10 protein-coding genes are annotated in these 15,970 nt (G+C 60.1%); 7 read left to right on the top strand and 3 right to left on the bottom strand.

Features of this window, described 5'->3' with window-relative positions:
• Positions 1-548 precede the first annotated feature (548 nt).
• Positions 549-761 (top strand): response regulator transcription factor, encoded by a 213-nt coding sequence (locus tag ACVWW6_RS00050; protein ID WP_028143493.1) that lies wholly within the window; start codon positions 549-551, stop codon positions 759-761.
• A 1,367-nt stretch (positions 762-2,128) separates the two neighbouring features.
• Here the strand turns inward: ACVWW6_RS00050 and ACVWW6_RS00045 are convergent.
• Positions 2,129-2,902, bottom strand: a complete 774-nt coding sequence (locus tag ACVWW6_RS00045) for an IS5 family transposase (protein ID WP_161533254.1) — start codon at positions 2,900-2,902, stop codon at positions 2,129-2,131.
• Between the two features lie 546 nt (positions 2,903-3,448).
• On the opposite strand from ACVWW6_RS00045, the gene ACVWW6_RS00040 reads away from it, so the two are divergent.
• The 3 genes from ACVWW6_RS00040 to ACVWW6_RS00030 all read left to right on the top strand — a co-directional run bounded on the left by ACVWW6_RS00040 (position 3,449) and on the right by ACVWW6_RS00030 (position 7,717).
• Positions 3,449-5,572: a prolyl oligopeptidase family serine peptidase gene (locus tag ACVWW6_RS00040; protein WP_456679831.1), complete on the top strand. Its 2,124-nt coding sequence runs from the start codon at positions 3,449-3,451 to the stop codon at positions 5,570-5,572.
• A 743-nt stretch (positions 5,573-6,315) separates the two neighbouring features.
• The gene (locus ACVWW6_RS00035) at positions 6,316-6,522 is read left to right on the top strand and encodes a cold-shock protein (protein WP_456679830.1); all 207 of its coding nucleotides are present in this window, start codon (positions 6,316-6,318) and stop codon (positions 6,520-6,522) included.
• A 1,006-nt stretch (positions 6,523-7,528) separates the two neighbouring features.
• Positions 7,529-7,717, top strand: a complete 189-nt coding sequence (locus ACVWW6_RS00030) for a hypothetical protein (RefSeq protein ID WP_456679829.1) — start codon at positions 7,529-7,531, stop codon at positions 7,715-7,717.
• Positions 7,718-8,126: 409 nt separating this feature from the next.
• Here ACVWW6_RS00030 and ACVWW6_RS00025 read toward each other — a convergent pair whose 3' ends face one another.
• Together ACVWW6_RS00025 and ACVWW6_RS00020 are read right to left on the bottom strand one after the other, a co-directional pair.
• Positions 8,127-9,446, bottom strand: a complete 1,320-nt coding sequence (locus tag ACVWW6_RS00025) for a type II toxin-antitoxin system HipA family toxin (RefSeq protein ID WP_456679828.1) — start codon at positions 9,444-9,446, stop codon at positions 8,127-8,129.
• Positions 9,446-9,697 carry a helix-turn-helix domain-containing protein gene (locus ACVWW6_RS00020; protein WP_456679827.1) on the bottom strand — a complete coding sequence of 84 codons (252 nt, stop codon included), beginning with the start codon at positions 9,695-9,697 and terminating at the stop codon, positions 9,446-9,448. Before ACVWW6_RS00020 ends, ACVWW6_RS00025 begins: the two co-directional genes overlap by 1 nt.
• Before the next feature lie 518 nt (positions 9,698-10,215).
• Between ACVWW6_RS00020 and ACVWW6_RS00015 the strand changes: the two genes are divergently transcribed.
• From ACVWW6_RS00015 to ACVWW6_RS00005, 3 genes are read left to right on the top strand one after another with little or no spacing between them, the layout of a single operon-like run.
• The gene (locus ACVWW6_RS00015) at positions 10,216-11,745 is read left to right on the top strand and encodes a Wadjet anti-phage system protein JetA family protein (protein ID WP_456679826.1); all 1,530 of its coding nucleotides are present in this window, start codon (positions 10,216-10,218) and stop codon (positions 11,743-11,745) included.
• Positions 11,735-12,373: a DUF4194 domain-containing protein gene (locus tag ACVWW6_RS00010; protein WP_456679825.1), complete on the top strand. Its 639-nt coding sequence runs from the start codon at positions 11,735-11,737 to the stop codon at positions 12,371-12,373. The genes ACVWW6_RS00015 and ACVWW6_RS00010 overlap by 11 nt, the downstream gene beginning before the upstream one ends.
• Positions 12,370-15,804, top strand: coding sequence for an SbcC/MukB-like Walker B domain-containing protein (locus tag ACVWW6_RS00005; protein ID WP_456679824.1), 3,435 nt, complete (start codon positions 12,370-12,372; stop codon positions 15,802-15,804). Before ACVWW6_RS00010 ends, ACVWW6_RS00005 begins: the two co-directional genes overlap by 4 nt.
• Positions 15,805-15,970: the final 166 nt, after the last annotated feature.

Genomic DNA, 15,970 nt, shown 5'->3' with positions numbered 1-15,970 from the left:
GTTGATACTGCATGCCTAAATCCTGGAAGCCGATCCTCGATTGGCGCCAACGTCACTGTTCTTATCTTTTTAACGTGACGCCGATCAATGACCAGCATTGGTAGTTTTTTGAGACGCGCAGACTGGCATGATTGCCATAGACTTGGCGGCCGAACGCGAAGCTTTCGTTATGGGTTGATGGGCGTCGCGCCTAACGCTGAAGAAGGAGCGTGGATGCAAATTGAAATGACCTGGGTTCCCGAGCCGGGTACTGCGGCCCCTAGAGAGAATTCCCCACTCCTTGGTGGGAGGAGTGCTTTGTGAAGGAGTGATATCCGGCTCACATAGAGTTGGACACGATATCGACAGCCAGATTGTCGTAATGCTGCTGTCGAGTTAACGACATATGTCGCAAGCCCTTCGACAGGGCTGCAGTGGGATGGCGGCCTCGCGCGAACGTCGCGACAATCGCCGAGAATTTATCCCGCCTCGCCGATTTTTGTTGGCGCCGCTGAGCGGCATGGCATTTGCTGATGCCTCTCTTGCTCTCTCGAGTCCAGGAGAAATTCATGGCGGATGTGCAAGAAGTTGTGCTGTCGGAACGGGAAAGACAGTGTTTGCGATGGGTGGAAAAGGGGAAGTCATCCTGGGCCATCGCAGTCATCCTGGGCGTGAGCGAAAACACCGTCAACTTTCATGTCAAGAATGCGATGCGAAAGCTGGAAACGACCAGCCGGACCCAGTGCGTCGTCAAGGCGCGGCGTCTGGGTCTTCTTGATTAACGGCCGCAGTTCCGTTGCCGCTGAAGAGGCGTGCTTCTATTTCGTCGCCGATTGTCACGGGGGCCGTGGACCACTAGGCGAGGCGAGATCACGGACTCACGGCGCTTCTTGAAAGCTCGACGGCCGGTCGGAGCCCCATGTTAACCTTGTGATCCGTCCGACCCCCTGCTGCGGACGTGGCGGTCGTATGCGTGTCGCATTGAAGAGAGGTGATGGTGGCGGCTGAGGTAGTGAAGTCGTGCTCGCCGGAAAGGCGGTGTAGACGGCCTAGGCCGGACACGAAGACGGCAATCATGAACCCATTTCCAAAAGCGTGCTGCTGGTAGACGTTGCACCATATTCTAGCGCTCTGCGCGCTCAACCCGAGTGCGGGCGATCCTCACGAAGCGTAGCTAGCTTAATGAACTACCTTTTCGCGGACCGCCAATGCGAAGGTTGCGTTCTTTCGATGATATAGCGTACGAGGCTCAAATGCCCCTGCATCAAACTCATGCCGCGGCGATGACCGCCTGTAACGACATCGATCCCGCTGATGCCGCTTTGAAGGGGGGCTGCCTATGAAGACGTGAAGTTGGCCTTTGAGGCTTTGGCGGGCCCACTGATACACAGGACAGACTCTGGGATCTGCCGGCGGCGACAGTTCACGCGATGGTCATCACGGACAAGAGCTCGGCGCCCGCGAGGACCGACCGGGCGAAAAGCATAGCACGGCGGATGACAGGCTTATGTAGCAGGACGAGGAGCAATCCAGGCTTTGGCGCTGACGCGGTTCTTGCGGGCGGCGCAGGGCCCATGAATCAAGACATCATGCGAGTGGTCTATGATCAGAAGGGGACGATACAGTCAACTCATGTTCTATCTCTAAACGACGCTGATGCGAGTGGTGGTGGCGCCGGTCGGCGCGCTGCTGCCCGTTGATCGTTCCGCCCCGGAAGGCGGCGCTTGCTCTGGGCTGCAACAGCACCGTTACGGAACGGTTCGCAGTGAGGGTTGCACTAGCCTTGAACCAGCCCGGCTGATCCGGCAGCAGCGGGCATTCTCGGATCGAAAATCTCGCCCTTGATCTCGTTTGTGTAACAGGGGGTTCGATGAAGACCACGGCTCGTGCGTGGGTTGCCGCCGGGTGGATCAGGATCGTTTAAGCTGGGCCGTAGCTCCCTCAATTGCTGCTGATGCCCAGCTTCATTTCGCCGTTTTGCGCCGAAGAACCTGATCTGGTGCTTGTACGTGTTGTTGATTGTCGGCTGAATCTCAAGACGTGTTGCAACGTAGGCCGTTTCTGGGGCGCTTTTACTCTCCTCGTCTCGAGCGCAATCCTTTCGGCAATCAGTCAACGAACCGATCTTTCGGCGTGACTAGAACCTATCTCAAAATTGTCGAAACAGGATCAGCAGGCAAGCGAGCTGGACGAAGCCGAGGAAGTTTTGCGGATAGAACTCCCAGCGGACCAGCAGGCGCCGCCGCCACTGTATCCAGGCGAAGAAGCGTTCGACCAGCCAACGCCGAGTATAACGACGGAGCCTGCGGCCGTCCTGGGTGAGCGACCTCACTCGGTTTGAACGATGTGGCGCGATCATCTCGATGCCTTGTGACCGCAGTTCATCGTCGAGCGCATCGCTGTCATAGGCGCGGTCGCCGATCAGGTTCTCTGGCTTGGCCTCGATCATGTAGAAGTCGAAGCAGAGCTGTACCAAGCGCACTTCGTGATGGTTCGCGGCATGCGTGCTCACTGAAAGCGGCAAACCGTGGCGATCCACAATCGCCATGATTTTTAAGCCTTTTCCGCGCCTCGTTGGGCCGATCTCTGCACCGCCGCCTTTGGCCATCGCAAAGGTCGCGTCGATGAAACACTCCTCTTCGTCGAGCAAGCCTTTCTCGCGAAGTTCGTTGGCGATATCGGTCAGAACGCGTCGCAACACTTCATTGCGACACCAGTTCTGAAAGCGACGATGTACGGTCTTATAGTTCGGATAGCACTGCGGCAGCATGTGCCACTGCGCACCCGTGTTCAAAATCCAAAGAGCGGCTTCGAGAACTTGACGCGTCGCAATCGGCTTCCGGCCCGGCCGGCCGTCGGCAAGGTGCTCTTCCGGAAAGTGTTTCCGGATGCGCTCCCATTGCTCGTCCGTCAGCCGAATCATCTTTCCTTTATAGCCGATCGACGCTGATCTTCAATTTTGAGATAGGTTCTAGTGGTTTTCGCGAGGAAAGAGCTCGTCCAAATCGGCAACGCTTGCAGTCAACGAGTCGGAGGTCGCCATGCATACCACCCTTGGCGATGTCGGCTTAGCTGCTGATCAATGCGCTGCTCTTCGTGGGGATGATGCCCGTCGACAAGTCTGCCCGGTGACCCAGCGAGGAGGAGCAATCTCATATGCGGAGGAAAGCTGCTTCGCTGTGTCCCGGGTCTTTGCCACTGAAGATCAAAAAACGCTGGCGCTGTCTGGCAGGCGGTCTGCCGAGACGCTGTGGTGTCACTTGGCAGCCAATGTCGGCAACCGAACATGGTCGTGCAGCCCCTAACGGCTGAAAACTTGTGACTCTTCATCCGGCACGCAGCTTGCAATGAACGGCCCATGACATAGCGCAAGCCGCGCTATGTCATGCGCTTGCGTGCTTTCCACCGCTTCTGCTTGACCCGGCAGGGCCCGCGAGCCTGACCGCTCGACCTCAGCCGGAGCAAATCCATGAATACATTACTCTTCTCCGCCACGCTGCTTTCGATTGCCTGCATCACCTCCACGGCGCTTTCACAGGAGCGAACGGATGCGGCGTTGACTGATGACCCATTCCTTTGGCTCGAGGAGATCGAAGGGCCACGCGCAGTGGCTTGGGCTCGCGCCGAGAACGAGAAGACGCTCGGGGTGCTCCAGTCAGATCCTCGCTATGGGCACTTCTACGGACAGGCGCTCTCCATCCTGCAGGCCAAGGATCGGATCGCATATGTTTCATTGAAACGGCGCGGCTTGGAGAATTTCTGGCAAGATGAGAACCAGGTGCGCGGCGTCTGGCGGCGCACCACGCTCGAGAGCTATCGTAGCAAAGACCCACAGTGGGAAACCATTCTCGACGTGGACGCCTTGGCGGTCGCCGAGAACAGGAATTGGATCTTTCAAGGTAGCAGCTGCCTTCCGCCTGAAGAGCGCCTCTGCCTGATTAGTCTTTCCGATGGCGGCAAGGATGCCGCGTCCATACGAGAGTTCGACTGCGACGCCAAGACCTTCGTTGCGGATGGCTTTTATCTCCCAGAGGGCAAGCAGCACGTCAGCTGGGTCGATCGTGACACACTCCTTGTTGCACGGGACTGGGGCGAGGGGACTTTGACGCAAGCCGGCTACCCCTTTGTGGTGAAGGAGCTCAAACGCGCTCAGCCGCTCAGTGAGGCTCGCGAGATCTTTCGTGGCGGGCCCACCGACGTTTCGATGTCCCCCTTCGTGCTTCGTGACAGTGCGGGCAACATTCATGCGACCGGCGCGATCCGCGCAATCAGCTCTTTCGAGTCCGAGTATGTGGTCTTCCGCCCCGATGGGCCCGTCAAGCTCAATCTGCCGAAGAAGGCCGCGGTGATCGGTCTAGTGGGTGGTCGCCTGCTTGTAAGGCTTGATGAAGATTGGACGCCGCCGGGCGATATCAGCTTCGCCGCCGGATCGTTGATTTCGTATGATCTGGCCGAATGGAAACAGGATCCGATGCGCGCCAAAGCCTCGCTCGTCTTCCAACCTGGGCCCCGCCAGGCCCTGAGCGGGTTAGGCGCCACAAAGAATTTGTTGATCCTGACGATCCTTGAGAACGTTCAGAGCAGAGCGTTCGCTTATAAGTACGATCACGGAGCTTGGTCCGCGACGCCGATCCCGCTGCCGGAACATGCAAATGTCAGCCTGTCAGCCACCTCCCATGAAGCGGACCGAGCCATGTTCGCGGTCTCGAGCTATCTCAGACCAACCTCAGTCTGGTATTTTGATGCCGAAAGCAAAAGCCTTGAGGAGTTGAAGACGACACCGTCTGCCTTCGATGCGTCCAACCATGTCGTGGAGCAGCTCGAAGCCACTTCGCGTGATGGCACGTCAATTCCCTATTTTCTGGTGCGGCCGAAAAACGCAAGGTGTGACGGCACGATCCCGACACTTCTTTATGGCTATGGCGGTTTCCAGGCTTCGCTTCTGCCCTCTTATCTGGGACCGGTGGGGCGGCTCTGGCTCGAACAGGGCAATGCCTATGTCGTGGCGAACCTGCGTGGGGGCGGCGAGTTTGGTCCACAATGGCACCAAGCAGCCCAGGCGGCAACGAAGCAGACGACATGGGATGATTTCATTGCCGTTGCCGAGGACCTGATCCGCCGGAAGATCACAAGTCCGCGCCGGCTAGGCGCGATTGGCGGCAGCCAGGGCGGCCTGCTCGTTGGCGCCGCAATCACCCAACGTCCAGAACTCTTCAACGCGGCCATCATCAAGGTGCCGCTGTTTGACATGCTCCGATACACCAAACTGGGCGCAGGCGCCTCCTGGATCGGCGAGTACGGTGACCCTGCCATTGCCGAGCAGCGTGCGTGGATCGAACGCTACTCGCCCTACCAGAAGCTGATGGCGGGCAAGACTTATCCCGCTCCCCTAATTCTTACCTCTACCAAGGATGACCGCGTGCATCCAGCGCACGGCCGCAAAGCTGCCGCGAAGCTCGCCGCGCTGGGCCAGCCTTACTTCTATTACGAGAACATCGACGGGGGACACAGCGCCGCGGCCAATCTCAGGGAATATGCGCGTCAACTGGCCCTTGAATACACCTATGCATCGAGGCGGCTTTGTTCTGAGTAAAATTCGGTCAACGGGCTGATCGAAGCAGACAAATAGAGACCATCGGTTATCTCAACGTCTTCACGGTGCTCAGCTGAATTCATCGAAACCAAGGCGAGAGGCGGATGGGCCGCCGGCGGTGCGACGAAGTTCGTCAGATGCGCAAGTTACCGGTTTGAACAGCCTTACCTTTGCCGAGCGGGTTTTCCGGCTTCCCAAACACAACATGACGAGCGGATAACTTGCCAAATGCGCTTCCTTCAGGATTGTCTCGGCAGACCCTCTTCGTTCGACAGGGCGCGACGTGCGGTTGACATCCGAAGACGAACAGTCAAAGCAGCAGCCCTGCGGGCGTCTTCGTGCTTGAGAAAGCATGTCAGGTAGCGTCAATGCAGGCATGCGCGCATTGATAATCCTGCTCGGCGCTGCGCAAAGAAGTTCACGACCGCCCTGTCGTTCAACGTCGATGAAAGCGATCCGTCGGCTCTGGATGAGCGCGGCATGTTCGAGACCCCGCAGCTCTTCTGTAAGCCAGTCGCGTGCGACGAGTGAATCGAAGGATCAAAACGTCATCTGGGCTGAAGCCTTGAGGCGAAGTGTCGTCGACGTCAGGATGCTTTTGTCGCTTGCACAATGCGGCCGCAGCTAGACCACGCGATAAAAAACGAGCACGTGACCAGCGCAGCGACTCGCCTCTTGCCGACCCTCTTGATGGCCGGGAAACTCTTCGCTAGATCACCACGGTTCACTATGGAGATGCCGCCGTGGCAATGGGTATTGTGAAGTGGTTCAACTCGACCAAAGGTTACGGGTTCATCAGGCCTGAGGACGGAAGTCCCGATGTCTTCGTGCACATCAGTGCCGTCGAAAAAGCCGGTTACACCACCCTCGAAGAGGGGGCCCGGGTAAGTTATCAGCTCAAGGCCGGGCGTACGGGTAAGATGTCAGCTGATGATCTCCGGGTTGGCTGATCTGACCCGCCTCCGGAAAACTGGTCTTTGCAAAGCGTGTTCTCGCACCTGTCCGGCAATGCCTTGTCACAGCGCGGGACGTTCGGCCTTTCGACCGTCTCTTCTAGGCATGGGGCTGTCTCGCAAACCGCTTGAGAGCCTCGATCTCCTGAAGCCGTTCACCATCGCTGCAGCCAGAGTTACAGCTTTTCCCAGCCAGGTCGCAGTGCCAAATCGACCTTGTCACGGTCTATTTGCTTTAGCCCAAAATGGTTGTGCCGGTCGGCAAACCAGAAGAACAGCCTTTTGACTTTCACGCTTCTGTAATTGTCGCAGCTTTTGCAGCTTGCGGGGATTGAGCTTGCGCAAGCCATCAACAAGCATGTCGGCCTGGTGAAAGCTCTCGCTATGCGGCAGCTCGTCGAACAGCCGGGAGGTTGTTCAAGGAAGTTTAGCTTTCTGCCATAACGCTCAGTCATATTAAGTATTTTCAAACCGGCGATTTCAACCGGCGCGGCGGAGCGCCGCGGGGGCCATCCTGAAGCGGCTGTTCCTCACCGTGAAGGAGGATGAGCTTGCGCACCTTGTGAACCAAAAGCGGACTCGGCTCTACACGCGCCGCATCTGGTTTCTCTACGAATGGCTGTTGGGGCGCGAGCTCAATCTGCCCGCAGCAGACAAGGTCTCCTAAGTCGGATACTTCGATAGCGATTCCCAGTATGCAAGCTCCGGACAAAATTCAGCACGGCACCGCGTGCCAATAACCTGCCGGGCACGCCGGACTTCTGCCCACTATTTTTTGAGACGCCGCTACTTGCGGAATTTGTTGCAAAGGATCTCAAGGAGCGCGTCCCCGTCGTGGTGAGCCAAGTCCCGAAGGATCTGCTCGCGCGAACCGCCGCCTCTCCTCAAGGACTCGAAGTCGAGTTACGTCCTCGAAGGAGAAAGGCGGCCGCAGGATCGCATCCAGCGCTCGGGCAAAGTCATCGGCGAAGCAGGACCGGGGCCGCTCGATGAGGCTGAGTGTTTGCGCCTGCAGCGGATCGTCATCGGTGATGAACGCTTCGTCAAGCTCGGCTCCCGTAACGAAGGCGGCTTCGTCGGCGAGCATGACGGCGAGACACAAAGACCCGTTCCGGATCATGTTAGCGCACGTCACGAAGATCGCCTGGCTCGTGCGCGGCTTGATCGCGTTCGATCAGGCGGCATCAAATGAGCTTGATCCTGCGCCGCCGTGCTGGCTTTCGGGTTCGTCTACGTTCCCCCCTACCGCCTCATGTTTTGACGCGCATTCTCGCCGTAGCGAGATCGTCCCCTATATCGCCCCATCCGCTGCCGGTTCCTGAGCCCACAAGATTGCCGAGATCGTCGTGGGGCCGGCGGCGCCGCTCGACACCGAGCGGACGCTAATATCGCTCGATGGGGATTACCGGGGAATTTCCCCGGCGGTCGTGGTCGATCTCCTCTTTCAATGAACCCAGTTTGTATTGGGAGCAGAATTCCCGATCGGTAACTTTCGGGCCGTTCATCCTCGCTTGAAAGGTAAAAGTTCCCGCTCGGTAACTCTTGCGCGCCCTCGATACTGCACAAAAGTTCCCGGGCTGGCAGCTTGCACAAACCGGCGATCATTCACGACTCTTGAACACAGCCAGCGAATTCACACGGCGCTTCGCGCCATCGGCAATCGATATGGCCATCTTCTCCGGAAATCCTTTTGGAAGCGCATTCAGCACCTGATCTATGGTTTTTGTGGCTGTATCGCCGAGCTGCTGGATGACAACCTTGACTGTTTTGTCGGGTAGACCGCAGCTTTTCGCAGTCTGCACGAAATGTCGGCCGAGAACCGTGTGGACGACGTAATGCCGGTTGCTGCCGATCGGCATGGCCAGCTTCATTTGGTTTTGGCTGATCTGTCCAGCGTCCAAGCTCGGCTGGGTCGAAATGATGTCGTAAAGCGGGGCAAGATGAAAACGTCCGCCCGGCGCCAAATGAATGCTAAAATTCTTCGCGTGGCCATCGGTGGCGGCAAGCAGCCAGAACACGATCTGCGCCTTGAAGAAAATGGTCTGGTCGTCCTCAGGCGTATCGCTGCCCTTGAGCAAATCCGAGATTTTGCGGATGCCGGGTCCGCCATCGGATTCATACTTTCGCGCGGGTGGAACGGACAGCGCCTGGCAGCAGTCTTCCTGCGGCAGCCGCAACAGGCGGTCGTCGCGCGTCCAGATGCGATCGAACCGCTCAACTGCGAGCACGCGGCGCCCGGCGAAATCGATGATGCTTGATTTGGCGACAGGCAAGCCGAGTGCCGCAACCAGCTCAAGGCACAGATGCTCGTTTTCAACGCTGCCGGTCAGGTCGATTCCGTTCGGCAACTTCCCGATCTGCGGCTTGATAATGTGCGTAGTTGCGGTCGTGCCATGAGGCACGTGCCACTTGTCTTTCCAGTAAAGCAGCGCTGTCTTTTCCTGCGCGCCCGCGAGAGAAATGCGGAAGTCCTGGTCGGGGCCGATGCCGAGCGGATTGCTGGCAAGGTTGCCGAGAATGGCGGCGATCTCCTGATCGCTAGCGGCGCGGCCATCAATGGCGCCGGCGCCCCCGGGTGCGGCACTGTCGGGAAGGAATTGCAGCGCCCCGATGCAATCGCGGCCGATTGCGGAGAGCAGGCTGTAAGCGTCGGCGCCATCAGCATGCGCGCGTTCGGCGACGCGTCGGCGGATGTCGTCATTATCGGGCAGAAGATTGTCAAAAACAGCGACGACGGGATCGCCGATATAACGATCCTCCCGCAATGGCAGCGACACCGAAACGGGGATGGCATTTTCCCACGCGAGCCACTGCTTGTCATACTGGAAATCGATTGCGCCGCTGCTCTCGCGCCGCAGCCGCCCGACCAGCCGTGCGTTGAGATAGACGTTGAGCGGCGCGCGGGCAGGACGACGCGCCATCAGAACAGATCCTCAATCGCTTCAGCCGTCAATTTGGTGCGCGGCCGGATGACCAACTCGAGGTCGAGCCCGGCCAGCGCATCCATCAAGATGCGCAGCTGGGTTGCAGGTACACCCGCTTCCAGCTTCGAGACCGTCGCTTGACGCGCATGCATCTTCTCACCAAGGTCCCCCTGGGTGAGCTTCTTCTGCCGCCGGTAGCGCCTGATCCCGGCGCCAACTTGTTGCGGAGTGCGGGCGATCGTATCCATAAAGGCATGATACGCAAACGCGTATAATTTGTAAATATACGCGACCGCGAATATCTATATATTATACGTGGTCGCGTATATTTAGGCATAATACGCAATTGCGTATGAAACCCCGCGATCCCACTGCCGCTCTTATTGAAGTTACTAAAAACTAAAGCTGATGATCGATGTAGAGCTGGTGGCTCGAATCTGCCGGTGGGCGAGAGAGCCTCCTCGACATGTCGAACGTTCGTATCACTATCGTGCCAAGCAACTCCTTGTATCCATTTTGCTGCAATAGTAACAACAACAAATTCAATGACTTGAGGCCGGATTGTTCCCGATCTGAGACCGGACACTAGCTCCGATCGGACCTTTGGAGTCTCGACAGCGATTGAGCTGGAAAGCTATATTAGAACATACTAAGAACTGATCTTCCGGTTGTATTTTCAAGACCCACTCTCACTAACATTTTGCCCGGCAGGCCGTGCATTTAGCGCCGCCAACTCAGGATGAAGTCGGGCCCAGGAGCCGCGTCATTGACCTTGTTCCGCCATTTGCATGACGACGCCTTTTTAGCTTTTTCGCGCGATCACAAGCACCTGTACGCAGCGTGTCTGCTCGATCTGCACGAACGCTTCTTTTCAGGCGCGCCGTCGTTTCCGACCCCGCAGCAGGTGGTCCACGCCATCTACGACGTCATGCGAGCCAACCCCGTCCTCTGGAACGAGGGCGATGATTTGGGCAGCCTGCCGGAAATGATCTCCGCGGGACGCCGCCGGATCCGGAAGGCCGACGTCGCGCTCGCTTCCGAGAAGGGCGACAAGGCGCTCGGTCTTGCCCGACAACTGTACGCCCGGCTGCTTGCCTGGGGATGGCTTGAAGAGGAGGAATACGGGCTTCGCGTTACCGTGGACATGGCTATGGGACCGCTGCTCGTGATCCAGCGGCTCGCGAGCCTCAATAAGGATCTCTCGCAGCGATTCGGCGGCTTGATCGTGCAAATCCGCCTCAACCTGGAGGCCGTCGAAAAACTGAGGCCCGAGATCACCGACCGCAAGCAGCGCGAAGCCGCGCTCGCCGTCCGCGAGGCGCGTAATCAGGCCGACCAGTTCACTAAGAGCCTGCGGGCCATTCTGGCCGACCTGAAGCGCGTCCGACGGACCGTCATGGAGTCGAAAACAGTCGCTACCCGGCTGGAAGCCTTTTTCGAGGAGTTCGTCGAACAGCTTCTGCTGAAGGATTTCGAGTCCATCCTCACCGTCAACCATCCGTACCGCTTCCGCGACGCCATCGTCGATCTCGCGCGGAGGATCTCCTACACCCCGGAAACCATGCAGGTCCTCGCCGAGGAGTACATAGCTTCCAGCATGGCAGCCGACATCGAGGACGGTCGAATGGCCGCGGCCGACGACCTGCTGGCCATCGAAAGCATCTTCGATCAGATCGGGGAGATGTTCGACAGGATCGAGGCCTTCCGGAGGCAGCTCGAAGCCCGGGTCCGCAACACCATTAAGTACGCCGAGCGGGGCGGGCAGGGACTCGTCGGCCGGGCCGGCGACCTGGTGCGGCGCCTGGATGCCTTACTGCGGGACGGCAGGCACCACAAGGCGACAACCGAATGGAGCATCGAGCCGCTGCGGTCGCCCTGGTCGGAGCACCATCAGGCTCCGGCCAGGCAGCCACGCCGTCCCGTCGAAGCAAGGGAGCTCGCCGAGCCGCCGTCGGATCCGTTGTATGATCTGCGGAAGAAGCTCCGCCTCGAGTACATCGCTCGCATCGCGCCCCGCCCCGAGGATGTCAGACGATTCCTCGAGGGCCAGGTGCCGCCATTCGCGACCAGGGAAGCCCGCTTCATGGAAATCGATACCGTGGACGACTTTCTCGCCTTCGATTGCGCCCGCCGATATGCGCTGACAGGCGAGGTTCCGGCGCAGGTCGCGGCCGGGTTCGAACTCGAACCGTGCCCCGACACGCCACCACACGATAGCGAATGGCTCCGTTGCGCAAACTTCCTGGTCAAGCGATCGGGCGCACTCCGGAAGGCGAGGGCGGCTCATGCTCAGTGAGTTCGAAAACGTCGAGCGCTCCTTCGGCGCGGAAAAGGCAGCCGACCTCCGCAAAGCGCTGCACTTCCTGCTACGGCGGCAGTTCGTGTTCGCGGGAGACCCCCGGACCGGGACAGTCTACAACACGATCATGGACGGCCGCTTCCGCGACGTGGTCGACGGCTTCTTCGATAGTTGCGGATACCGCGTCCATCGCGATCCGGAGGCGCAGTGGGCCGGCATCGTCGCCATGGACGAGGACGTGCCGCTGCCCCGGATGAAGCTCGACGAAACCATCGTCATGCTGGTGCTGGCGGCATACTGGCAGCAGGAGGTGAACGTCGGAGCAGTCGAGGACCGGGCCGTCGTAGTGGCCACTTTGAACGACCTGTTCGATCGCTACCGCGAGATGGCGCAACACGGCGGCGGAGGCGCGATCTCGCCCGCCCGCTTCCGGGACATCCTGCGCGAGGCTGCCCAACGCAGTTTGGTCGAGATCAGTGATTTTGACGACGAGCAGCAGGACTGCGAGATCAGGATCCGCCCGATGATTAAGCTGATCAGTGGCAGCGATGCCCTCCAACGGCTTGAGCGCTACGTCCGTAGCGAGGAGGCGCGGTTTCCGCAGCCCGCAGGAGACGAGGCATGATGGAACTACGCCACCTGACGATGGTGAACTGGCACCTGTTCGACGTCGCCGACATCGACGTGACAGGACACGTCGGGGTCCTGGGCGAGAACCGGTCCGGCAAATCGACAATCCTCGACATGGCACAGGTCGTTCTCACCGGCGCGAGCCGGCGGTTCTTGCGCCTGAACGCGGTCGCCGGCGACAGCGGAAAATCGCGCAGCGGCTCGAAGCGCAGCGTCGTCGATTACTGCCTTGGCACCCTCGGCGAAGACCAGCGCCGGCGCGACGAGGCGCGCACCTACATCGCGCTCGGTTTCGAAGACACGGAAGGCGCCCGGCCACCGGTCACGATCGGCATGGCGCTCGAGGCGCGCAAGTCCGACAGCAGGGAGACCGTGCTGGCACTCTTCGTCGCCGTCGGGACCGTTCTGAGCTCCAAGGACTTCATCGAGCAGCGAGGAAAGTCGCAATTCCCGGCGCAGTGGGAGGACGTGCGCGCCCGGATCGCCGCGGCGGTCGGTGAAGGCAACTTTGTCAATCATCGCGACCGGGCGAGCGACTACGTCCGCGAGTACATGCGCCATCTTCTGCCGCATTCGCCCTATGGCGAGCAGAACGCCAGCGCCCTGCAGAAATCAATCGTCAACGCGATGACGCTCGACCACAACCAGACGGCCACGCAATTCGTGCGGAACTACATCCTCGAGGACAGTCCGATCGGCATCAAAGAGCTGCGCGAGTCGATCCAGACATACCGCAACATCAGCGAGACCATCCGGAAAATGCACCTCAGGCTCGAAGCCCTAAGGGCGCTTCGGGTCGTCCTCGGCACGCTTGAAGAGGCGCTCGAGACCAAGTTCAGGGAGGAGTGGATCGCAAAACGTGCGACTTGGCTCGCGGCGCGCGCGACAAACCTGGATTTCAAGACCACGCGGCGTACCGAGATGGCGCGCCGGGACGCCGCAGCAAAAGAACTCGAATTCATCGACGACGACGTCAAGGCCATCGATAAGGAGATCGAACGCCTCATGGCCGCGATCGCCGAGCACGATGCCAAGACCGGCAGAAAGTTCCTGCAGCAGACCGCCGATGTGGCCGGGCAGGCGGCGCACCGCGCCTCGGCGGACTTCAAGGCTCGCATGGAGAACATCCGTCGCCTGGAGCCGCTACGCGCGATGTGCGCAGACGGTTTCGAGGACTTCGTTCCTACGCTTGAGCGTCTTGTGACCGCCACCACCGAGGCCGACATCGGGGGCGTCTCCGACGAGGTCACCGCGGCCGAGAAGTCCTTCGCGGCAAGCGGCGCGAAATGGCTGCCGAAGATCGACGAAGCACGTCAAGCGATCATCGCGGAGCTTTCCGGGCTCCGCGGCCGGCGCGACGAGGTGCTCGAACGGATCCGACAGCACGCCGCCGGTGGGGCGCGCGCCTATCTCGGCGACGACACTGAACTCCTCTGCCGCAGGCTGCGGCAGAGGGGAATGGTCCCGCGCGTGCTCTGCGACATCATCGAAGTCGCCGAACCCGAGTGGGTAGGAGCCGCCGAGGCGCTCCTCGGCCGCGACCGGGAAGCCGTGTTCGTGGACAGAGCGGATATCAGCGCCGCCACGTCCATCTTCAAGGAAGGTCGCCGCGAGTTTCGCCATGCATCGCTAGTGAGCCTAAACAAGCTCGAGCAGTTCAGGGCCAAGCCGGAGCGCGGCACCTTCCCCTCGATCTTCCGGAGCCAGGATCCGGACGCGATGGCCTTCATCATGCGCCGCTACGGCAATGTCCGTCTCGCCGACACGCTCGACCAGTTCAACAGGCCCGGCCGGGCGATTATGAAGGACGGCCTCTACGACGACGGACTCGTCCGGAGCCATCGCTGGATTGAATCGTCGCAGCATAAGATCGGAAAGGCAGCCCAGGCGAACGCCCTGCGATCCCTGCAGGATCAGGCCGAGGAGCTGGGTCGGATCCTGACCGACAAGGGGAAGGAGGCCCATGCCGCGGAGCAGGCTTTTGCCGCTCTGAAGAACATCTGCGAGGGACGTAATGACCTGGGGGCTTGCGCGGCCGCCTTCGCGGCCGCGCAGACTGAGGTCGCTGAAGCTCAGGCCAGGCTCGATGCCCTCGACGGCGCGGGGGACGGCGGGCTTCGCGACAAAAAGAGGGCGCAGCAAAAGCTGAAGGAGAAGAGGCTGGAGGAGAGAAAGACACAGCAGAAGGCGTTCGGCGAGCATGACGGCGAGGTCAGGTCGGCGGAGAGGAGGCTCGGAGAGGGCGAGAACGTGCCCGGCTCCGAACTCAACCTCAGGGTCGCCCGGTCGATATACCGCAAGTTCTTCCCACTCTACTCCACCGCGAAAGGCAGGGCCGTCTACCGCGACCGCCTCGATGCCGCAGCCCAAAAGGGCTTCGCGGAGAAACACCGGGCCATCGCCGAGAAGGCCTTGAAGGATGCGAACGCGTCCGACAACGAGCGCGCCCGGATCGAGCGACGGGTCCGCGAGCTTCTTTACGATTACTTCGACCAGTTCGGAATGAGTTCGCAGGTCGGCGCGGAAAGCGAGCCGCTGCAGGAGGTGAAGCCATGGATGGAGCAGCTCATCTCGGATATCGAATCCAACGAGTTGCGCCAGTACGAAAGGCAGGCGCGGGAAGCGGCGGAGAAGGCGTCCACCCTGCTGCGCGGCGAGTTCATCAACGCGCTCACGGCCCGGATCGGAAAGATGGAGCGGGAGCTGCAATCGTTGAACCGTAGCCTCTACGCACATCCCTTCCATAACGAGCGATATTCATTCCACCGCACCCAGATGGTGGAATTCCAGCCCATCCTGAAGATCATCGAAATCGCCAAAACCTCTCCGGAGGCGCTCGATATGCTGTTCCGGGGCGACGTGCCCGATGACTTCCCGCACAAGGATACGATCGTCGCACTCGAGGCGCTGCTCGAGGACCCCGACAAGGACTTCACCCAGTTCGAGGACTACCGCAACTTCTACACCTTCGAGATCCACATGGAGGATGTCGCCACCGGCCGCTCGACCCGCTGGGAGCAGCGGCGCGGCACCGGGTCTGGCGCCGAACAGCAGGTGCCTATCTACGTTGCCATCGGCGCTTCGCTGGCGGCCGTCTACGGCAGCGCGGAGCGTCGTGCCGGCAAGCCCGCCGGTTTCGCGCTCGCCATGTTCGATGAGGCCTTCTCCAAGATGGACGGTAAGAACCAGCGGCAGATGATGAGCTTCTACAAAAACCTCGGCCTGCAGTTCGTGATCGCGGCGCCGTTCGAGAAGCGCGTCGCCGTGCTCGAGCACATGGACACCATCGTGGAGGTGGACCGCATCGGCGAGCAGTCCAGGGCCACTGTGGTGGAACTGAAAGAGAAGGCCAAGCGCGAGCTGATGGCCATCGATCCGGACCTGATGTCCGAAGATGAGCTCGCCACCCGTCTGGCCGCCGAGTAGCCATGGCTCGGCGTTTCACGGATGCGATCGGCCTGCTGAACGACCTGCTCAACCGCTTCGAGGCGGGGGCCGCAAGCCCGATCGCCCACCCGGACTACCCCGCTTTCCCATCAGTCGTCGCGGCGGACGCCTTCCTGAAACAGATCAGGGAAGCCGAAAGCGCCGG

The organism is Bradyrhizobium sp. USDA 3311 (assembly GCF_054062495.1).
The sequence above is the reverse complement of the archived record's forward strand: the minus strand, read 5'-3'. Positions and strand labels throughout refer to the sequence as shown.